The sequence below is a fragment of the Streptomyces sp. ISL-36 genome (assembly GCF_018614205.1).
Taxonomy (GTDB): Bacteria; Actinomycetota; Actinomycetes; order Streptomycetales; family Streptomycetaceae; genus Streptomyces.
The window spans coordinates 1-19826 of record NZ_JAGGOS010000100.1 but is presented as its reverse complement, the minus strand read 5'-3'; the positions used below and the strand labels follow the sequence as shown (position 1 = coordinate 19826).

The following is a 19826-nucleotide window of genomic DNA, read 5'->3' as shown; positions in this document are numbered from 1 at the left end:
TTATACTTGGCCAGACGTAGGGCCAAATGGGCCCCCACCAGCAGATTTACCACCGGTGGGGGCCGTGATCATGCCGCCTGGGCCGCCTCTGGGCCGTCCGGCGCTCCGCCGACCGCTCGATACATGTCGTCGACGGCCTTACGAGTCCGGCTCTCGCTGCTCGGCATGAGGTGCGTGTAGACCCTCAGCGTGAAGCCCGGGGCGACGTGACCGAGGTAGCCGCTCAGCGCCTTGATGTTCTCGCCGGCGTCCAGGAGCACTGAGGCGTAGAAGTGCCTGAGGGCGTGCATGCCGTCCTCGCGCGACTCCTGGGGCCTCTCCCCCGGTTCGGGCTCCGGGATGAAACCAGCGACCACCGGAGCGGGCTTCCGCGTCACCGTGTTGAAGTAGTGCCGACCGACGGCCTTGCCCTCCTCAGTGGTGAACATCAGGCGCTTGGTTTCCTGAGGGGGGAACGCCTTCATGTGGGCAGCCGGCGCACGGCTCACATGCTCCGGCGGGGGACGTCACGCACCTTGCCGCGCTTCGGCGGGGCGAAGACGGGTCGACCAACGATGAGCTTCACCTGGAATCCGACGTACAACCAGCTGGCGAGGAAGCCGACTTCATCCACGGACAGTCCGAAAATCTCCCCTTGTCGCAGTCCGCAGCCGCCGCCCAGGTCGGCCATGGCACGGCAGTGGGCCGGGAGCGCCTGCCGAACGGCGAAGACGTGCTCGGCTGTCCAGGGGCGGACCCTGCTCGGCGTCGGGGCCGGCGCCTTAACGGAGGCGGCGCGGCAGGGGTTTCGGGAGATCGGCGTTCCTTGATGTCCTTGAGGAGCAGGGGCCTAGTCGTTGATCGGCCGCGTTCGCGACGCTGAACTGTCCGACAGCGCCCTGATCCGTTGGCCACGCAGCAAGCCCCATGACGATGCCACCGTGGTTTACGTCTACCCGTAGCGGGGGAGCCGGGCTGTGGACGTCGCCCTGGCGGTCGCACTGGGCGGGGACTGCCTCGCGGACGTCGCGATGCTGCGGTGTGAGCCGGCCGTCTTCGGCCCGGTCGCCTCCGACCCGACCATCTCCCGCCTGATCGACACCCTCGCCGCCTCCGGCGAGAAAGCCCTGCAGGCCATCCGGTCCGCACGCTCCGAAGTCCGCCAGCGTGCCTGGTCGTTGGCCGGCAGAACGCCCCAGGCGCCGACGGCCAGGTCACGGTCGATGTCGACGGCGCCCTCGTGATCGCCCACTCCGACAAGGAGGACGCGGCCGCGACCTGGAAGAAGACCTACGGCCATCACCCGTTGACGGTCTTCGTCGACCATGGACCGGGCGGAACCGGTGAGCCCGTTGCCGCCCTCCTCAGGCCGGGAAACGCGGGCTCGAACACGGCCGCCGACCACATCGCCACCGCCCAACTTGCCCTGGCTCAACTGCCGAAGCACCACCGGCGGGGGCGGCAGACCCTGATCCGCACGGACTCCGCCGGCTGCACCCAGGACTTCGTGTCCTGGCTCGCCAGGCGAGGACGGTGGCTGTCCTACTCGGTCGGCATGGTGATCACTGAAGCGATCCATGAACACGTGCTGAAGGTCCCCGCCTCAGCCTGGACCCCGGGCCGTCGAGACCGACGGTGAGGCCCGTGACGGGGCCTGGGTCGCCGAGCTCACCGGCAAGCTGCTTCACGGCTGACCCAAGGGCATGCGACTGATCGTCCGAAAGGAACGGCCCCATCCTGGCGACCAGTTGAGAATCACGGACGCGGACGGCATGCGGATCACATGCTTCGCGACCAACACCCCTGACCGGCCGATCGCCGCCCTCGAGCTCCGTCACCGGCTGCGGGCCCGGACCGAGGACCGGATCCGGGCCGCCCGCTCCACCGGCCTGCGTAACCTGCCGCTGCGCACAACAGCCCAGAACAAGGTCTGGCTCGAGATCGTCCAGATCGCCCTTGACCTGCTCGCCTGGATGCCCATGCTCGCCCTCACCGGCAAGGCCCGACTCTGGGAACCCCGCCGCCTGCGATTCCGCCTGTTCTCCGCGGCCGCTCAACTCGTCACCACCGGCCGACCCAGGATTCTCCGCCTTGCCCAGCACTGGCCCTGGACCGGCGAGATCACCGCCGCCCTCGAACGGCTCGCGCTCCTGGCCACCCCCGGCTGATCAGCAACTTTCCACCGCCCCGACGACAACAGCACCCGCCCGGGCAGTGGAACCCGGCGCCCACCCGACGCGACAACGGGGCCGCCGGCCTGCCCATCATCAGCTCCGGAAAGCGAAAGGGGCCACCGACTCCGTCTGCGGACCCTCGCGAAAGATCGAGGCTAAGGGCGCTCTCCTCGGTCTGTCTGTCACGCCGTTGGAAGCCGAAACGGCTGAGAGCTTCAGCTCCGTCGCGTCTGGGGTCGCTCACGACCTGATTGCGTGGGATGACGCCATAGAGACGCTGGACGGGGACCGGGACGAGCTGCGGCGGATCTTCTTTGCTCGAATGGAGGCCTTGCCGCACACAGTTGACATTTCATCGACATGACTCGTGGTTACCTTCAGACGCTGCAAGACGTAACTCCGGAGCGGCGTCGGCGGATCTGGCAGCGCCGCTCCGTCGTGTAGCGATCAGTGCCCGCAGTCGGGCTTGGAACACTCTTAAGCACTGAGGCCCTTTGCTGAGCTGACGGCAATCTGTGACGGCAACGTTGGTGCACCTAAGCGGCCATGTGCGCTCTTCAGCGCCCAGGGCGACACTTGACTGTGCGCATGGCTGCGAGGACGGGGGCGTGGCCGGGCGAACTTATAAAGCAGCGATCGGCACGCCGGAAGCTGTACAGCAGCGGAGTAGAGCAGCCACGGCGACCGCGGTCGACCTTAAGCTGACACCCGAGGGCCGAGTCGCCAGCCTGCCAGACCTCAGCGACCGCCCCGCCGGTAGTTCGCATCGAGGGTTTAAGGCCAGGCGCCCTCTAGCGGGCCCGGAGAACCGCTGACCGAGAGGAGCACTTAATCCGTTTCCCTCCGGTAGCAGTCTGGAGATTTGTTCGAGGAGTGGAACTTAGGCAGGTCATCGCGAAAAAAGAAGATCTGTCGTTGATCTGCACCGTGAATTTCATCGATGGCCTTCTTTGAAACGATCAGGCAGAATTTGTTGGTCAAAGGATCACGATTCCCCGACCGGCTCAACTGAAGCGATCCCTCATACTGGCCGGGTTGGAAGGTCCAGCTGTCAGCCCAGAACACGAGAGTGGGCTGCTGGGGTTTGTCCTGGCTGACGATAAATGGGGCGGGATCACTGCTCCAGCTATAGTTGACCTGGTCCGAATCGAAATCGTATACGTATGTCCCAGTTTCATGCCAGTAGAAAATTGGCTTCTTTGCAGACGAAATCGAGCCGACGGGAGTCAATTGCAGACGTGCATCACGGATCACCTCGACATCCTGGGTCTTGAACCTGGTGGATACCGTCGGCTGAATCTGGAAAACGGTTCCGTTGTCTACCGGTCCAGTCCGCAACAGGTGGGGAAGTGACACATCGATTCTGGGCTTCTTTTGGAATTCAGCGAAGTTGTAGATCGAGAAAGCAAGCGCGACAATAGCGGCTAGCGTGGCAGCCCACTTGTGCACATTGTCGAATCGCGCTCTTCGAGATTCCGCCGACCTCGCATCCGTTTCGTTCACACACCTACTCTCTCTGAGATCAGAGTCGTCGGTCTGCTGTGTTGCTCCATTTGGCCAGCACAACTAGCACCTGCCAGCGAACCGCTCACTCTCACACCCGCCGATGCCTGCAAGATCCGATCGCGCGGCGAATTTTTTGGTGATCACCAGCTCGATCGGCGAGGCCGTAGGCACCAAGCGGCAGTGAGCTCCTGAGGACTACCCGTGGACGGATGATGCTCGCTCAATGAGCCACGAAGCCCTGGCCAGCCATCTTGTTGAGGAGCGAAGCGGCCTCCGGAGCCGTGTCCGCCAGCATCATCATGGTCATCATCAACCCTGAATTCAGCAGTGCCCCGACGGAGAGCACCCGCGTCACGGCCGTGGTGGACGGTGCCAGTCTGGTCTTCGAGTGGGACGAGGACGCCCGCATCGAGGTCCGGGCCCTCGGGCGAGAGGTGGTCATTGAGGCGAATGCCGCGGGCCTCGGGACGCTTGCTGGGCAGCTGCTCGCGCTGGCCGGCGACGGTGTTCCCGACGGAGCCCACCTGCACCTCGAAAACGGCAACGGAGTGGAGGAAGGTTCCGTCGATTTGGTTCTGGAGCGCAGCGACGAGGAGTGAGAGCGCCAGTGCGCGGCTTGCGGGGAGCGATGGCTGGGCCGTCCCTGGGCCGTCCAGGGGGCCCGGTGACGGCCGACAACGACCAACCACGACGGCCCAACTGCTGATCAGCGACGGCCCGTAGGTGATTCACGCTGGCCACTCTGACGCCTCGTCAGTTCTAGTTATAGTGGGCAATGGTCGAGCGAGCGCCGCGCCGTCGCGAAGAGATGAGGCCCCATGAGCCAGGTGACCGACCACGGCGGAGGCGTCTGGTCCCTTCGGGTGCCCATTCCGGACAACCCGCTCGGGCACACCCTCGTCCACGTCCTCGACACCGACCGCGGCCCCGTGCTGATCGACACCGGCTGGGACGACCCGGCGTCCTGGAACGAGCTGGCCGGAGGGCTCGGCGCGCTCGGCATCCCCGTCGGCGACGTGCACGGCGTCGTGATCACCCACCACCACCCCGACCACCACGGCCTGTCCGGCCGCGTACGGGAGGAGTCCGGGGCCTGGATCGCGATGCACGCCGCCGACACCGCCGTCGTCCGCCGCACCCGGGCGTCCGAACCCGGCGCCTGGCTCGACTACCTCGCCCGCAAACTGGCCGCCGTCGGCGCCCCCGAGGAGCACACCGCACCGCTCCGCGCCGCCCGCTCCTCGGGCCGGATGCGCACGCTTCCGGGGCTGCGCTCGGCCCTCCCCGACCGCGAGATCGTCCCCGGGGAGCTCCTCGACCTCGCGGGGCGCCGGCTGCGCGCGATCTGGACGCCCGGCCACACGCCGGGCCATGTCTGCCTCCACCTGGAGGAGGAGCATCCCGCCCGACTGCCCGGCCACGGGCGCCTCTTCTCGGGCGACCATCTGCTGCCCGGGATCTCCCCGCACATCGGCCTCTACGAGGACCCCGACGACGCCACCGTCACCGACCCCCTCGGTGACTATCTGGACTCGCTGGAGCGGGTCGGCCGGCTCGGCGTCGCGGAGGTGCTCCCGGCCCACCAGCACCCCTTCACGGACGGGGCCGGCCGGGTACGGGAACTGCTCGACCACCACGAGGAACGGCTGGCCGGCCTCCTCGCCCTCCTCGCGAACCCGCTCACCCCCTGGCAGCTCGCCGAGCGGATGGAGTGGAACAGACCCTGGGAGCAGATCCCGTACGGCTCACGGAACATCGCTGTGAGCGAGGCCGAGGCCCATGTGCGCCGACTGGTGAAACAGGGACGCGCGGAGGCGATGGCGGGCACGGATCCGGTGACGTACGTGGCGGTGTGAGGCGGGCGGGGTGCGGGAGGCGCGCGCGACAAGCGGGCGGAGCGAGGGCGGGGAGCGGGCAGGGAGCGGGCGGAGTGAGGAAGCGGTCCGAGGGCCGGCGCAGCGGCGTGCCGGGCGGGTGTGACGCCGCTCCCATCCCCGGGGCGGCCCGCCTACGGGCCGGTAGAGTGTGCGAGTCGTCATCACACCCGTACGGGGGGAAGCCGGTGGAAATCCGGCACTGACCCGCAACCGTGAGCCACCTTCGGGTGGCGAGTCGGAATGCCCCGCCCGGGACGTGACCGCCGGCGCCGTCGAGGAATACGGAGCCGAGCCTGGTGCCTTGAGCGTGCCGGTGCCCGGCCGCAGGAGAGGCCACCAGCACGCATGACCACCGTCCGCCGCGGCGCCGCCGCGTTCGCAGCCGCCGCAGTGCTCTGCGCGGCACTGGCCCCGACCGCCTCCGCCGCGCCCTCCCCTTCGGCCACCCCGGCGCCCGTGATCCCCTCCGGGCTGTACGGCACCAAGGACCCGACGTACGACGGCGTCTGGCGCCAGTCGCTCGCCTTCATCGCCCAGCGGGTGAGCGGTGTGCAGCCCGCCGAGCAGGCCGTGACCTGGCTGCAGCGGCAGCAGTGCGAGAGCGGCGCCTTCACCTCGTACCGGCCTGACCCCGCCAAGCCCTGCGACCCGGCCACCATGCTGGACACGAACGCCACCGCCGTCGCCGTGCACGCCCTCGCCGCGGTCAAGCCGGAGAGCGCCGACCCCGAGGCCGTGTCCCATGCCGTCAAGGCCGGTGCGGGCTGGCTGAAGGGCGTTCAGAACAAGGACGGCGGCTGGGGCTACAATCCCGGCAGCCCCAGCGACGCCAACTCGACCTCCCTCGTGATCAGCACGCTCGCCGCACTGGGGCAGAAGCCGGGTGAGGTGAAGTCCGCCGAGGGCAGGACCCCGTACGACGCACTGCTCGGCTTCGCCGTGCCCTGCTCCGCCAAGGACGGGGCGGGCGCGTTCGCCTACCAGCCCGACAAGGCCGGCAAGCTGCTCGCGAACGCCGACGCGACCGCGGCCGCCACGCTCGCCGGTCTCGGCAAGGGCATCACCGCCCGCGGGGTGAAGCCCCAGCAGTCCCCCACCTGCACGGACCTGCCCAAGCCGACGGTCGAGCGGGCCGCGCTCAACGGCGCCTCCCACCTGGTCGGCGCGCTCGCCAAGAGCGGGCACCTGAACACCCCGCCGATGCCCGGCGCCGCCGACCCGGTCGAGCGGCCCGACTTCGGCAACACCGCCGACGCGGTCGTGGCGCTCGCCGCGACCGGTGCCACCAAGGAGGCGACCGGCGCGCTGACCTGGCTGGAGAAGAACTCCGCCGCCTGGGCCGAGGAGAACGGTCCCGCCGCGTACGCCCAGTTGATCCTCGCCGCGAACGCGATGGGCGTCGACCCGCGCGCCTTCGGTTCGGCCGACCTCGTCAAGGCGCTGAGCGCCACCGGCCCCGCGCCGCAGTCCACGCCGGCCCCTTCGGCGTCGGCGGGCGACAAGGCCGAGGGCGAGGGCTCCGGCTCCTTCGACCTCTGGTGGATCATCGGCATCGGCATGGTGGTCGGCGTCGGCATCGGATTCCTGATGAGCGGCCGCAAGAAGTGAGGCCCGCCCGGCCCTTGCGGGCCCCGGCGTCCGGCACGGGGTCCGGGGCGGTGTCCGGTCCTCGGTCCGTCACCGCGTCCGGACGTCGGCCCGTCCCGGCGTCCGGCACGGGGTCCGTCCCGGCATCCGGCACGGGGTCCGGCCCCGGGCCCGTCACCGCGTCCGGACGTCGGCCCGTCACCGCGTCCGGTCCTCGGTCCCTCGCGGCGGCCCTCTCCGCGTCCGTCGCGGCGGCCGTCGTCCTGACCCTGGCCGCCGCCGTCCCCGCGCAGGCGGACGGCTACCGCTACTGGTCGTTCTGGGAGAGCGACGGCGGCGGGAAGTGGGCGTACGCCACGCAGGGCCCGGCGACCGCCCGGCCCGCCGACGGTGACGCCATCGGCTTCCGCTTCGCCGTCAGCAGGGACGCGAGCGACGCCTCCCAGCCCGCGGCCGCCCCCGACTTCGCGGCGATCTGCGCCGGTACGGAGAAGAGGGCCGGCACCAAGCGGGTCGCGGTCGTCATCGACTTCGGTGGTCCGCTGGACGCCCCGCCGGGCGAGACTCCGCCGGACAAGCTCCTCAAGGTCGGCTGCCCGCAGCTGCGGGAGGACGCGACGGGCGCGGAGGCGCTCGCGGCGGTGGCCGAGCCGCTGCGCTACGACGGCGCGGCGCTGCTGTGCGGCATCGCCGGCTACCCGGCGAAGGGCTGCGGCGAGCAGGTGAGCGGGACGGAGACGCTGCCTTCCGGCCCAGCGTCCGGGACCGGGCCGTCGGGGACCGGGCCGTCCGCGCCGTCCGCGACCGGGCCGAAGACCGCCACCGGGCCGACGGCCTCGACCGTCAGTGGCCGCGGCGGGCCCTCCGTCGGTGTCCTCGCGGGCGGGGTCGCCGTACTCCTGCTCGGTGGCGCCGCCGTCTGGAAAGCCCGCCGCCGCGGATGAGCCGCGCATGATCCGCGCCCCCGAGGCGAACCGCTCCAACGCCCTGCACGCCGGCGCCTGGTGGCTCTGGGCGCTCGGCCTGGCCGTGGCCGCCTCCCGTACCACCCATCCGCTGCTCCTCGGCCTGATCGTGGGGGTCGCCGGATATGTCGTCGCGGCGCGCCGTACGGACGCTCCATGGGCGCGTTCGTACGGGGCGTTCGTGAAGCTGGGCCTGTTCGTGGTCGCCCTGCGGGTGGTCTTCTCGCTGGTCCTCGGCTCGTCGATCCCGGGCACCTACGAGGTGTTCACGCTGCCCGAGGTACCGCTGCCCGAGTGGGCCCAAGGAGTACGGATCGGAGGCCGGGTCACCGCCGAGCAGATCGTCTTCGCGGTGTACGACGGTGCCAAGCTGGCGACCCTGCTGATCTGCGTGGGCGCGGCGAACGCGCTCGCCAATCCGGCGCGGCTGCTCAAGTCCCTGCCGGGCGCGCTGTACGAGGTCGGGGTCGCCGTCGTCGTGGCGATGACCTTCGCGCCGAACATGGTGGCGGACGTGGTGCGGCTGCGTACCGCCCGGCGGCTGCGAGGGCGGCCGACGGGCGGGGTGCGGGCGGTGCTCCAGATCGGCCTGCCGGTCCTGGAGGGCGCGCTGGAGCGGTCGATCGCGGTGGCGGCCTCGATGGACGCGCGCGGCTACGGGCGTACGGCGCAGGTTCCGGCGGCCGTGCGGCGCGCGACGAACGCGCTGACCCTGGGCGGGCTGCTCGGGGTCTGCGCGGGATCGTACGGTCTGCTGGCGGCGCAGGGCGCGCGCTACGGGCTGCCGCTCGTCGTCGGCGGCCTTCTCGCGGCCATGGCCGGGCTGCGTCTCGGCGGGCGCCGGGCGGTACGCAGCCGGTACCGGCCCGACCGTTGGGGCGTGCGGGCGTGGCTGGTCGCCGCTTCCGGCGTCGCGGTGGCGGCGTTGATGGTGGCGGCGAACACCTCCGCGTACGAGGCGCTGCACCCCGGGGTCGTACCTCTGGTGGCGCCGGACCTGCCGCTGTGGCCCGCCCTCTCCGTACTGGTGGGCCTCGTGCCCGCGTTCGTCGCCCCTGTCCCCAAGGAGTCCTGAGTCTCGTGATCCGCTTCGAGAACGTCTCGGTGACGTACGGGGACGCGGGAGGCGTGCCCACGCTGCGGGACGTGGACCTGACCGTCCCCGAGGGCGAACTCGTCCTCCTCGTCGGCCCGTCGGGGGTCGGCAAGTCGACGCTGCTCGGCGCGGTGTCGGGGCTCGTCCCGCACTTCACGGGCGGCACGCTGAAGGGCCGGGTGACGGTCGCCGGCCGGGACACGCGGACGCACCGGCCCCGCGAACTGGCGGACGTGGTCGGCACGGTGGGCCAGGATCCACTGGCGCACTTCGTCACGGACACGGTCGAGGACGAGCTGGCGTACGGGATGGAGTCGCTGGGCCTGGCGCCGGCCGTGATGCGGCGCCGGGTGGAGGAGACCCTGGACCTGCTGGGTCTCGCGGAGCTCCGTGACCGGCCGATCGCCACGCTCTCCGGCGGTCAGCAGCAGCGGGTGGCGATCGGTTCGGTCCTGACCCCGCACCCGAGGGTCCTGGTCCTGGACGAACCGACGTCGGCGCTGGACCCGGCGGCGGCGGAGGACGTCCTGGCGGTGCTGCAGCGCCTGGTCCACGACCTCGGTACGACGGTCCTGATGGCCGAGCACCGGCTGGAGCGGGTGGTGCAGTACGCGGACCAGGTCCTGCTGCTGCCGGAGGGGGTCATGGGGCCGCCCGCCGACATCATGGCCGTCTCCCCCGTCCATCCCCCGGTGGTCGCCCTGGGCCGTCTGGCCGGCTGGAGCCCGCTGCCGCTGACGGTCCGCGACGCGCGGCGCGGGGCGGGGGACCTGCGGGAGCGCCTGGCGGGCCGGACACCCGGGAACGCGGCCCCGCCACCGGTCGACTCACCCCCGCCGGTCGACTCACCCCCGCTGGCCGCCCCGGCCCTGTCCGTCAAAGCAACCGCTCCGAGCGACGCGGGCGCCGCGCCGACCGGGGCCCCCTCGGCGTCCGAGGCTCGCTCGGCGTCCGGGGCTCCCTCGGCGTCCAGGGCCGGAACCCCCGGTCCGAGGAGGGGCCGGGGCGCAGGGACCCCCCTCTCCCGGTACCGGGGTGGGGCGATCTCCTTGTTCCGGCGGCGGCGCCCGGTCACCGGCGCCGTGCCGACCGACACCCTCGTCGCCGTCGACGCGCTCGGCGTCCGCCGGGGCCGCGTCGAGGCGCTGCGGAGCGTCCATCTCACCGTCACCCCCGGTGAGACCGTCGCCCTCATGGGCCGCAACGGCGCCGGGAAGTCCACCCTCCTCGGCAGCCTCGTCGGCATGGTCGAGCCGACCTCCGGGAGCGTGCTGGTGGGCGGGCGGGTGCCGCACAGGACCGATCCGCGCGAGCTGATCCGGCAGGTCGGTCTCGTACCGCAGGAACCGCGCGATCTGCTGTACGCGGACACGGTCGCCGCCGAGTGCGCCGCCGCCGACGCGGACGCGGGCGCCGCGCCCGGTACGTGCCGGGCACTCGTCTCCGAGCTGCTGCCGGGTGTGGCGGACGACACCCACCCGCGCGACCTGTCGGAGGGGCAGCGCCTCGCGCTGGCCCTGGCCGTCGTCCTCACCGGGCGCCCTCCGCTGCTGCTGCTCGACGAGCCGACCCGCGGTCTGGACTACGCCGCCAAGGCGCGTCTCGTGGCGCATCTGCGCGGCCTCGCCGCCGACGGGCACGCCATCGTGCTCGCCACCCACGACGTGGAGCTGGCCGCCGAACTGGCACACCGGGTGGTGATCCTGGCGGGCGGCGAGATCGTCGCGGACGGCCCGACGGCCGAGGTCGTCGTCTCCTCCCCGGCCTTCTCCCCGCAGGTCGCCAAGATCCTCGCCCCGCAGCCCTGGCTCACGGTCGAGCAGGTCAGGGAGGCTCTGTGAGCACCTCGGCGCGCCGCCCCCTCCGGCTCGGGCCCCGTTCGGTCACCGCGCTCGTCCTGATCTCCCTGATCGGGGTCATGGCCTTCGGCTGGCCGCTGCTCGCGGACTCCTCGGCGGCCGTCACCTCGCACTCCACCGACGCCCCCTGGCTCTTCGCCGCCCTGCTGCCCCTGCTCGTCGCCGTGGTGGTCGCGACGATCTCCGACAGCGGGATGGACGCGAAGGCGGTGGCGATGCTGGGGGTCCTGGCCGCGGTGGGGGCGGCGCTGCGGCCGCTCGGGGCGGGGACGGCCGGTCTGGAGCCGATGTTCTTCCTGATGGTGCTGAGCGGCCGGGTGCTCGGGCCGGGCTTCGGCTTCGTCCTCGGCGCGGTGACGATGTTCGCGTCGGCCCTGCTCACCGGCGGTGTGGGGCCCTGGATGCCGTTCCAGATGCTGTCGATGGGCTGGTTCACCATGGGCGCGGGGCTGCTGCCCGGGCCTGAGCGTCTGCGGGGCCGCGGCGAGCTGCTGATGCTGTCGGTGTACGGCTTCGTGGCGGCGTTCGCGTACGGAACGATCATGAACCTGTACGGGTGGACGATCGTGCCCGGTCCGGCCTCGGGCGTCTCCTTCGAGGCGGGCGCCCCGGTGCAGGAGAATGTGGCGCGGTTCGTCGCGTACGTGCTGGCGACCTCCCTCGGCTGGGACCTCGGCCGCGCCGCCCTCACCGTCGTCCTCACCCTGGCCGTCGGCGGCACCCTTCTGAAGGCGCTTCGACGGGCCACGAGGCGGGCCGACTTCGAGGCCCAGGTCACATTCGAGGCCCCTGGAGGGTCCCCTCACGGTGAGGCGCCCCACAGGACCTACGTCACGTACGACCCGGAATAGGAGTGGAACAGGACGGGTCAAATCATCCCATAACGGGGCGTGACCTGCGGAAACTCGCGTAAGGGACCACGGGACTTCCACGCCGGGTGCGAAAGACGCTAGTACAGGCGGTCGTTGCATCGGGCTTCCTGCCCTGCTTGTCTGGTGGACGTCGCCAGGCAGCCGCCGCTCAGCGCAGCGCCTCGGGCAGGCCGATTCCCCACCGATCCGGGACCCCCCGGGCTCTGGTTCCGGCTTGCCGAAAACGTCTGGTGCGCCCCTTGTCCCCGACGTTAGGTCGCTTCGTGTTCCGCTCGCTCTCCACTCGTGTCTCGTCCCGCAAGAAGACCTTCGCCGCCTCCGCAGCCGTGCTGCTGGGCGCCTCGGGTGCGGTGCTCGGCACGACGTCCACGGCTTCGGCCGCGACTCCGCAGGAGATCGCCAAGCAGATCGTTCCGGCTTCGCAGTACCAGTCCTTCAGCAAGATCGTCTCCCACGAGTCCGGCTGGAACCACACCGCCACCAACTCGTCCAGCGGCGCCTACGGCCTCGTCCAGGCGCTCCCGGCCTCGAAGATGTCCTCGGCCGGCTCCGACTGGAAGACGAACCCGGCCACCCAGATCAAGTGGGGCCTGAACTACATGAACGAGCGCTACGGCAGCCCGAACGCCGCCTGGGCGTTCTGGCAGGCCAACGGCTGGTACTAAGAGGTCCGGGAGGATCCCCGACCGGCAGCCGCGCACAGCCACGCACAGCCACGCAAGGCCCCGCCCTCCTTCCGGAGGGGCGGGGCCTGCCACGTTCCGGCTCCGCCCCCGGAGCGCCACGGCGGCACCGACGGCACCAGCGGCATCGGCGGCATCGGGGCGTGCGAGGCCCTGGCCTTCGCCTACAGCCGCTGGATGATGGTGCCGGTGGCCAGCGCCCCACCCGCGCACATCGTGATCAGCGCGAACTCCTTGTCGGCGCGTTCCAGTTCGTGCAGGGCGGTGGTGATGAGCCGGGCGCCGGTGGCGCCGACGGGGTGGCCGAGCGCGATCGCTCCCCCGTTCACGTTGACCTTCTCAAGGTCCTGCTCGAAGACCTGTGCCCAGCTCAGGACGACCGAGGCGAAGGCCTCGTTGATCTCGACGAGGTCGATGTCCTTCAGCGACATCCCGGCCTTGCCGAGCACCGCCCGGGTGGCGTCGATCGGCCCGTCGAGGTGGAAGTGAGGATCTGAGCCGACCAGGGCCTGGGCGACGATCCGGGCGCGGGGGCGCAGTTTGAGGGCGCGGGCCATGCGTTTGGACGCCCACATGAGCGCGCAGGCGCCGTCGGAGATCTGGGAGGAGTTCCCCGCGGTGTGGACGGCGGTCGGCATCACGGGCTTGAGCCGGGCGAGCGCCTCCATGCTGGTGTCGCGCAGCCCCTCGTCGTGGTCGACGAGCCGCCACATGCCCTGTCCGGCGGCCTGCTCCTCCTCGGTGGTGGGGACCTGGACGGCGAAGGTCTCGCGCTTGAAGCGCTCCTCGGACCAGGCGTTGGCGGCCCGTTCCTGGGAGAGCAGGCCGAGGGAGTCGACCCGTTCGCGGGTGAGCCCGCGGCGCCGGGCGATGCGTTCGGCGGCCTCGAACTGGTTGGGCAGGTCGACGTTCCACTCGTCCGGCCAGGGCTTTCCGGGGCCGTGCTTGGAGCCGGAGCCGAGCGGGACGCGGGACATCGCCTCGACGCCGCAGCTGATGCCGATGTCGACGACCCCGGCGGAGATCATGTTGGCGACCATGTGGCTCGCCTGCTGCGAGGAGCCGCACTGGCAGTCGACGGTGGTGGCGGCGGTCTCGTAGGGCAGTCCCATGGTGAGCCAGGCGTTGCGCGCCGGGTTCATGGACTGTTCGCCGGCGTGGGTGACGGTACCGCCGACGATCTGCTCGACGCAGTCGGCGGGGATGCCGGTGCGGCCGAGGAGTTCGCGGTAGGTCTCGCCCAGGAGGTAGGCGGGGTGGAGGTTGGCGAGCGCGCCTCCGCGCTTGCCGATGGGGGTGCGTACTGCTTCGACGATGACGGGTTCCGCGGCCATGAGCTCGTCCTCTCCTCGCCCGGGCGGGATGTCCCGGCACCCCGCCACGGGGAACTAGTACGCGTTCTAGTTCTGCATGCAGTCTTATGACTGCTACCGCCGGTACGCAAGGGTTGTGCATCGACCCGCGTGCGCCGACCCCCGGCAACAGTTCCCGCCATGGGCCTTGCGACTTGTAGAACTCGTTACTACCTTTCGGGCACCTCGCACCTTCTGATGGTCCGTCAGACAGCGCGGTCAGACAGCGCGTCTCAGACATGGAGTGTGTTGCCGATGCCCTGCCCTCACCTCCCCGAAGGGTTCGACGCCACCGACCCCGATCTGCTCCAGAGCCGCATCCCCTTCCCGGAGTTCGCGCAGCTGCGGCAGACCGCGCCCGTCTGGTGGTGCCCCCAGCCGCGCGGCGTCACGGGCTTCGACGACGAGGGCTACTGGGCCGTCACCCGGCACGCGGACGTCAAGTACGTCTCCACGCATCCCGAGTTGTTCTCCTCCAGCGAGAACACGGCCGTCATCCGCTTCAACGAGCACATCACCCGGGACCAGATCGAGGTCCAGAAGCTGATCATGCTCAACATGGACCCTCCCGAGCACACCCGGGTCCGTCAGATCGTCCAGCGCGGCTTCACGCCCCGCGCGATACGGACCCTGACGACCGCCCTGCGCGAGAGGGCGCGGAAGATCGTCGAGGAGGCGAAGCGGAACGCCGGCGCGGACGGCTCCTTCGACTTCGTCACCCAGGTCGCCGTCGAGCTGCCGCTCCAGGCGATCGCCGAACTCATCGGCGTACCGCAGGAGGACCGCTCCCGGATCTTCGACTGGTCGAACAAGATGGTGGCGTACGACGATCCCGAGTACGCCATCACCGAGGAGATCGGCGCCGAGTCCGCCATGGAGCTCATCGGGTACTCGATGAACCTGGCCGCCGCCCGCAAGGAGTGCCCGGCCAAGGACATCGTGACCCAGCTCGTCGCCGCCGAGGGCCAGGGCAACCTCTCCTCGGACGAGTTCGGCTTCTTCGTGCTGCTGCTCGCGGTGGCCGGAAACGAGACCACGCGCAACGCCATCAGCCACGGTATGCACGCCTTCCTCACCCACCCCGAGGAGTGGGAGCTGTTCAAGCGGGAACGGCCGGCGACCGCCGCCGAGGAGATCGTGCGCTGGGCGACCCCGGTGGTCTCCTTCCAGCGGACGGCGACCCAGGACACCGAGGTCGGCGGCCAAAAGATCCGCCGGGGCGACCGGATCGGACTCTTCTACTCCTCCGCCAACAACGACCCCGAGGTCTTCGGGAACCCCGAGGTCTTCGACATCACCCGCGACCCGAACCCGCACCTCGGCTTCGGCGGCGGAGGTCCACACTTCTGCCTCGGCAAGTCCCTCGCCATCAACGAGATCGAGCTGATCTTCAACGCACTCGCGGACGTGCTGCCCGATCTCACGCTCGTCGGCGAGCCGCGCCGACTGCGCGCGGCCTGGCTGAACGGGATCAAGGAACTCCGGGTCCGCGTGGCCGGCTGACGGGGAAGGCGGGGGCCGCCCCCTACGCCCGGCCCCCGCCTCTCCCGCTCTCCCCCTCTCCCGCTCCTCCCGTCCGACCGCCCGACCGCCCGACCGGGGCGATGTGTTCCTACGCGCAGAACCGGATCTTCGCGGAACCGGTTCTGCGGCGCTCGCGTCTGACCCCGCATGCGGGGGATGCAGAGACTTCTGGCCATGCTCGTCGCGCTGTTCGCGCTCCAGCTGGGCTCACTCGTCGCGTCGGCCCACGCGTGCGGCTGCGGGGCCATGATCCCGGACCGGTCGCAGCGGATCGGCGTCGACCGGGAGACCTCGGCCGTGCGCTGGGACGGCCGTACGGAGCAGATCGTCATGCGCTTCACCGTGCGCGGAAACGCCGAGCGGGCCGCCTGGATCATGCCCGTTCCCACCCGGGCGGACGTCGAGCTCGGCGACCCCGAACTCTTCGACGAACTCGACCGGCTGACCCGGCCCGCCTACCGGGACCGGCACCATTTCTGGCCACGCGGCGACGACTGGCCCTTCGCCGGCGGCGCAGGGGACGGCGCCGCCGCCGCGCCTCCCGGCGACGCGGGCGCGGACGTCGGGGTCGTCGGGCGCGAGCGGCTCGGGCCCTTCGACGTGGCGCGGCTGACGGCGACCGACCCCGGGGCACTGAGCGGCTGGCTGGAGAAGAACGGCTTCGAGCTCTCCGACCGGCTGGCCGGCGAACTGGAGCCGTACGTCGAGCAGAAATGGGAGTACGTCGCGGTCCGCCTCGCCCCCGACCAGAAGGCGACGGGCGCGGAAGGTGCCGAGGGCACGGGCACCGACGGGACGGACACCGACGGGACAGGTAACGACGGGACGGGCGCCGGAGGCAGGGGCACCGAGGGCGCGCGGGCCGTGCTGAGAGGCGACCTCGACCCGCTGAGGATCAGCTTCGCGAGCGACCGGCTCGTCTACCCGATGCGGCTCTCCCGGCTCGCGCCGACCCCGCAGTCCCTCGGTCTGTACGTCCTCGCCGACCACCGCATGGAGCCTCGGGGCGACATCGGCGGGGCGAAGCCCGAGGTCACGTTCGCGGGCGAGATCACCGAGCCCGCGGGCCCGGTCGCGGCGCTCACCGGCGGACGGCCGGTCTACCTCACCGCCCTCGACCAGGAGTTCCCCGAACCGTCGCGGATCGACGGCGACCACGAACTGAGGACGGTCGCCGACACCCCGTACCAGGAGGTCATCTACACCGACCGCCTGCTCACGATCGGCGGCGGCATCCCGGTCTGGCTGCTCACGGTGTCCGGCGTCCTCGCGGTGGTGGCCGGAACGGTCGGCGCGCTCGTGGCGGTACGGCGGCGGGGACCGCGCGGCGCGGTACGTTCGGCCCCATGACCAACGACCAATGGACCACCGTCGACCGCTACATCACCGACCTGCTCGCCCCGGCCGACGACGCACTCGCCGCCACCCTCGCCGACTCCACGGCCGCCGGGCTTCCCGAGATCGCGGTCGCCCCCAACCAGGGCAAGCTGCTGAACCTGCTCGTCGCGATGCAGGGCGCGCGGACGGTCCTGGAGATCGGCACGCTCGGCGGCTACAGCACGATCTGGATGGCCAGGGCGCTGCCCGCCGACGGCCGGCTGATCACGCTGGAGTACAACCCGAGCCACGCCGACGTGGCCCGCGCCAACATCGCCCGGGCCGGCCTCGACAAGATCGTCGAGGTCCGTACGGGCGCGGCCCTGGACACCCTGCCGCAGCTGGAGGAAGAGGGCGCGGGCCCGTTCGACCTCGTCTTCGTCGACGCCGACAAGGTGAACAACCCGCGCTATGTGGAATGGGCGCTGAAGCTCTCCCGGCCCGGCACCGTGATCATCGTGGACAACGTCGTACGCGGTGGCCGGATCGCCGCCCCGCACCCGGACGACGCGGCGATCACCGGGACCCGCGCGATGTTCGAACTGGTCTCGCGCGAGCCGCGGTTGGACGCCACCGCCTTCCAGACGGTGGGGACGAAGGGTTACGACGGGCTGCTGCTCGCCCGCGTCGTGGAGTAGGGCGGCGCGCCGGACTTCCAGCCGGCGAAGAGCGGCACCTCTCCGGAGCCGTCGAGCACGACCACGCCGAAGGGCCGGTCGAAGGCGATCCGCTCGACGACCTCATGCCGGGGTGGGGCGGCGCCGCGGGTCATCGCGACGGCGGTGACCGCGGCGGCCTCCACGCCCGCTTCGGCGACCTCGACGAGGGCCTCCTGCACGGCGGCGGAGATCCACAGCGGCCGCTCGGCCGAGAGCCCGGTGAAGTCCGCCTCCGGCCGGGCGGCCACGTCGACGCCGAGCACGCCGAGCAGGGCGTGCACATCGGTCCGCGTACGGAGCGAGAAACGCGGCAGCGCGAGATCGACGGCCTCGGCGGCGAGGGGTTCTCGCCCTGCGGCGGGCGCCCAGGCGGCGGGCAGCACTTCGGCGGGTCCCGCGCCCCTCGGCCCGAGGACGAAACGGACCAGCGCCCCCGGCTCGCCCTCGCAGGGCAGCTCCACCACGGTGGCCGCGCCCACGGTCCAGGCCCAGTGGGCAGGCAGCCGCTGACGCATCGTCGGTACGGGGACGGTGTCGCCCGAGGCGTCCGTGAAGGGCTCGTCGCGGGTCAGGGCCGGTGCGAACGGCGCGCGCCACGAGGCCTTCAGCGCGAGGGCGTTGACCAGGACGAGCGCCTCGGAGCCGTCCAGGGCGAGCGGCAGCCGGTCGATCCGGCCTCGGGTGGCCTCCCGTACCCATGCGTCGAGCCACACCTGGGCGTCCCGGCCCAGCGGTCCCGAGCCGACGTCCGGCAGCGCTCCGGTCCAGGACGCCAGCAGCGGACTCCGGCTCCACACACCCGTCGCCACGTCCAGCGCGTCCGTCCCGGCCAGCTCGTGCGCCATGGCCGTCACCGCGTCGGCCGCCTCCGCGCCGGCGGCTCCGAGCAGCCCCCGCAGCTCCTCGGCGGTCTCCGCCCGTGCTCCGGCGGCGACCGCACCGAGCGCCAGCCACAGCCCGGCGGGCGAGCAGACGAAGTCCCGCCCGCCGCCTGCCTTCTCGCCTGCCTGATGGCCCGCCTCCGCGCCGGCCTTCTCGCCCGCCTCCGCGCCGGCCTTCTCACCGGCTTCCGCGCCGGCCTTCTCGTCGGCGCCCTCCGCCTGCGCGGCGAGGGCCGTCACCCAGCGTTCACCGATCGCGCGGATCGCGCCCGCGCGCGTGCTCAGTTCGGTCCCACCCATATCCTGCCCTCCATGAGCATCGTGAAGATCAACGTACTGACCGTCCCGGCCGAACAGCGCGAGGTTCTCGAGCAGCGCTTCGCGTCCCGTGCCGGGGCCGTGGAAGGCTCCGACGGTTTCGAGTGGTTCGAACTGCTGCGCCCCCTGGAGGGTACGGACCAGTACCTGGTCTACACCCGCTGGCGCAGCGAGGAGGACTTCCAGAACTGGATGAGCGGTTCCATGAAGGCCGCCCACCAGGGCACCTCGGGAGGCGCCGAGGGCGAAGGCGGCGGCCGGCCGAAGCCCGCTGCGACCGGCTCCACCCTGTGGTCGTTCGAGGTCGTGCAGCAGGCGTCCCCGAAGTGAGCGCCTGGACCTTCCATGCCGAGGGCTACGACGGCCCCGACGCCACCGCCCTGCGCCGTGACTACTACGACGAGGTCGCGAGCCGGTACTGGAAGCGGCCCGCGACGCAGGCCGAGATCGACGAGGGGCTGACCAACGACGGGGTGGAACTGCTGACCCCGCCGACCGGCCAGTTCCTGGTGGCCCGGTTCGAGGGCAGGCCGGCCGGCTGCGGCGGCGTCCTGATGCTGGACGGGGAGCGGGCGGAGCTGACGCGGGTGTTCCTGCGTCCGGCGTTCCGGGGGCTCGGCGGCGCCGGCGCCCTGCTGCGGACCCTGGAGGACGCGGCCGGCGAGCTGGGCGCGCAGCGGATGGTCCTGAACACCCGCCTGGACCTCGTCGAGGCCCGTGCGCTCTACACCCGCCACGGGTACGCCGAGATCCCGGCCTACTGCGAGGGCCCGTACATGGACATCTGGTACGGCAAGAAGCTCGCGGCGCTGTAGATGTTCCGGGCGCTCCAGATTCTTCGGGCCCTCTAGAGGCTGTGGGGCTAGAGGCTCTGGGGGGCTCTAGGTGTATTGCCCTGTGAGGTTGGGGACGCGGCTGGCGGGTGTTTTGCCTGCGAGTGCGGTGTGTCCGCGGTGGTGATTGTAGGTGTGCAGCCAGCCGGGGTAGGCGTCGCGTCGTTCCTGTTCTGAGCGGTAGGGCTGTGCGTAGGCCCATTCGTCGAGGAGGGTGCGGTTGAGGCGTTCGACCTTGCCGTTGGTCTGGGGGCGGTAGGGCCGGGTTCGCTTGTGTGTGATCC

At 71.2% G+C, this 19826-nt stretch carries 17 protein-coding genes, 2 pseudogenes and 1 riboswitch; of the genes and pseudogenes, 14 read left to right on the top strand and 5 right to left on the bottom strand.

All coding sequences use genetic code 11. The features are described from left to right. Positions 1-68: 68 nt before the first annotated feature. A pseudogene (locus J7E93_RS37385) lies at positions 69-796 on the bottom strand (tyrosine-type recombinase/integrase); the annotation flags it as partial. 148 nt (positions 797-944) lie between these two features. Here J7E93_RS37385 and J7E93_RS25180 point away from each other — a divergent pair. Beyond that, positions 945-2147, top strand: a pseudogene (locus J7E93_RS25180) (IS1380 family transposase); the annotation flags it as partial. A gap of 834 nt (positions 2148-2981) precedes the next feature. On the opposite strand, the gene J7E93_RS25175 reads toward J7E93_RS25180, so the two are convergent. Next, positions 2982-3656, bottom strand: a complete 675-nt coding sequence (locus tag J7E93_RS25175; protein WP_215072224.1) for a hypothetical protein — start codon at positions 3654-3656, stop codon at positions 2982-2984. Positions 3657-3940: 284 nt separating this feature from the next. Between J7E93_RS25175 and J7E93_RS25170 the strand changes: the two genes are divergently transcribed. The 8 genes from J7E93_RS25170 to J7E93_RS25135 all read left to right on the top strand — a co-directional run bounded on the left by J7E93_RS25170 (position 3941) and on the right by J7E93_RS25135 (position 12580). Then, complete coding sequence (locus tag J7E93_RS25170; protein ID WP_308368777.1) at positions 3941-4258, top strand: hypothetical protein; 318 nt, start codon at positions 3941-3943, stop codon at positions 4256-4258. Positions 4259-4477: 219 nt separating this feature from the next. Beyond that, entirely contained in the window at positions 4478-5515 is a 1038-nt protein-coding gene (locus J7E93_RS25165; RefSeq protein WP_215072223.1) for an MBL fold metallo-hydrolase, read from the top strand. 156 nt (positions 5516-5671) lie between these two features. After that, a riboswitch (cobalamin riboswitch) is annotated at positions 5672-5804 on the top strand. Positions 5805-5881: 77 nt separating this feature from the next. Next, positions 5882-7144 carry a prenyltransferase/squalene oxidase repeat-containing protein gene (locus tag J7E93_RS25160; RefSeq protein ID WP_215072222.1) on the top strand — a complete coding sequence of 421 codons (1263 nt, stop codon included), beginning with the start codon at positions 5882-5884 and terminating at the stop codon, positions 7142-7144. A gap of 242 nt (positions 7145-7386) precedes the next feature. Continuing rightward, positions 7387-8067, top strand: coding sequence for an SCO2322 family protein (locus tag J7E93_RS25155; protein WP_215072245.1), 681 nt, complete (start codon positions 7387-7389; stop codon positions 8065-8067). A gap of 7 nt (positions 8068-8074) precedes the next feature. Next, the gene (locus J7E93_RS25150; protein WP_215072221.1) at positions 8075-9163 is read left to right on the top strand and encodes an energy-coupling factor transporter transmembrane component T; all 1089 of its coding nucleotides are present in this window, start codon (positions 8075-8077) and stop codon (positions 9161-9163) included. A 5-nt stretch (positions 9164-9168) separates the two neighbouring features. Next, on the top strand, positions 9169-11025 hold the full coding sequence (locus tag J7E93_RS25145; RefSeq protein ID WP_215072220.1) for an ABC transporter ATP-binding protein: 1857 nt from the start codon (positions 9169-9171) through the stop codon (positions 11023-11025). Next, positions 11022-11894, top strand: a complete 873-nt coding sequence (locus tag J7E93_RS25140) for an ECF transporter S component (RefSeq protein ID WP_215072219.1) — start codon at positions 11022-11024, stop codon at positions 11892-11894. Before J7E93_RS25145 ends, J7E93_RS25140 begins: the two co-directional genes overlap by 4 nt. 284 nt (positions 11895-12178) lie before the next feature. After that, a complete protein-coding gene (locus J7E93_RS25135; protein ID WP_215072218.1) occupies positions 12179-12580 on the top strand; it encodes a transglycosylase SLT domain-containing protein in 402 nt (133 codons plus the stop codon). 182 nt (positions 12581-12762) lie between these two features. Here J7E93_RS25135 and J7E93_RS25130 read toward each other — a convergent pair whose 3' ends face one another. Next, positions 12763-13932, bottom strand: a complete 1170-nt coding sequence (locus tag J7E93_RS25130; RefSeq protein WP_215072217.1) for a steroid 3-ketoacyl-CoA thiolase — start codon at positions 13930-13932, stop codon at positions 12763-12765. A gap of 273 nt (positions 13933-14205) precedes the next feature. Here J7E93_RS25130 and J7E93_RS25125 point away from each other — a divergent pair, with 273 nt between their 5' ends. The 3 genes from J7E93_RS25125 (at position 14206) to J7E93_RS25115 (ending at position 17489) form a co-directional block, all read left to right on the top strand. Further along, positions 14206-15453 carry a cytochrome P450 gene (locus J7E93_RS25125; protein WP_215072216.1) on the top strand — a complete coding sequence of 416 codons (1248 nt, stop codon included), beginning with the start codon at positions 14206-14208 and terminating at the stop codon, positions 15451-15453. A gap of 168 nt (positions 15454-15621) precedes the next feature. Continuing rightward, a complete protein-coding gene (locus tag J7E93_RS25120) occupies positions 15622-16824 on the top strand; it encodes a DUF2330 domain-containing protein (protein WP_215072215.1) in 1203 nt (400 codons plus the stop codon). Further along, on the top strand, positions 16821-17489 hold the full coding sequence (locus J7E93_RS25115) for an O-methyltransferase (protein ID WP_215072214.1): 669 nt from the start codon (positions 16821-16823) through the stop codon (positions 17487-17489). Before J7E93_RS25120 ends, J7E93_RS25115 begins: the two co-directional genes overlap by 4 nt. Here J7E93_RS25115 and J7E93_RS25110 read toward each other — a convergent pair. Beyond that, positions 17453-18691 carry a serpin family protein gene (locus J7E93_RS25110; protein ID WP_215072213.1) on the bottom strand — a complete coding sequence of 413 codons (1239 nt, stop codon included), beginning with the start codon at positions 18689-18691 and terminating at the stop codon, positions 17453-17455. The two genes, J7E93_RS25115 and J7E93_RS25110, sit on opposite strands and share 37 nt — an antisense overlap. Positions 18692-18703: 12 nt before the next feature. On the opposite strand from J7E93_RS25110, the gene J7E93_RS25105 reads away from it, so the two are divergent. Both J7E93_RS25105 and J7E93_RS25100 read left to right on the top strand, forming a co-directional pair. Continuing rightward, positions 18704-19039 carry an antibiotic biosynthesis monooxygenase gene (locus tag J7E93_RS25105; RefSeq protein ID WP_215072212.1) on the top strand — a complete coding sequence of 112 codons (336 nt, stop codon included), beginning with the start codon at positions 18704-18706 and terminating at the stop codon, positions 19037-19039. Beyond that, complete coding sequence (locus J7E93_RS25100; protein WP_215072211.1) at positions 19036-19524, top strand: GNAT family N-acetyltransferase; 489 nt, start codon at positions 19036-19038, stop codon at positions 19522-19524. The genes J7E93_RS25105 and J7E93_RS25100 overlap by 4 nt, the downstream gene beginning before the upstream one ends. A 66-nt stretch (positions 19525-19590) precedes the next feature. On the opposite strand, the gene J7E93_RS25095 is transcribed toward J7E93_RS25100, so the two are convergent. Next, on the bottom strand, positions 19591-19826 hold a 236-nt coding region (locus tag J7E93_RS25095; protein ID WP_215072210.1), incomplete at its 5' end, for an integrase core domain-containing protein.

Coding starts and splice junctions, on each gene's coding strand:
- J7E93_RS25115 (WP_215072214.1), top strand. CDS start 16,821: ATGACCAACGACCAATGGACCACCGTCGACCGCTACATCACCGACCTG.
- J7E93_RS25165 (WP_215072223.1), top strand. CDS start 4,478: ATGAGCCAGGTGACCGACCACGGCGGAGGCGTCTGGTCCCTTCGGGTG.
- J7E93_RS25160 (WP_215072222.1), top strand. CDS start 5,882: ATGACCACCGTCCGCCGCGGCGCCGCCGCGTTCGCAGCCGCCGCAGTG.
- J7E93_RS25150 (WP_215072221.1), top strand. CDS start 8,075: ATGATCCGCGCCCCCGAGGCGAACCGCTCCAACGCCCTGCACGCCGGC.
- J7E93_RS25110 (WP_215072213.1), bottom strand. CDS start 18,691: ATGGGTGGGACCGAACTGAGCACGCGCGCGGGCGCGATCCGCGCGATC.
- J7E93_RS25120 (WP_215072215.1), top strand. CDS start 15,622: ATGCGGGGGATGCAGAGACTTCTGGCCATGCTCGTCGCGCTGTTCGCG.
- J7E93_RS25125 (WP_215072216.1), top strand. CDS start 14,206: ATGCCCTGCCCTCACCTCCCCGAAGGGTTCGACGCCACCGACCCCGAT.
- J7E93_RS25130 (WP_215072217.1), bottom strand. CDS start 13,932: ATGGCCGCGGAACCCGTCATCGTCGAAGCAGTACGCACCCCCATCGGC.
- J7E93_RS25105 (WP_215072212.1), top strand. CDS start 18,704: ATGAGCATCGTGAAGATCAACGTACTGACCGTCCCGGCCGAACAGCGC.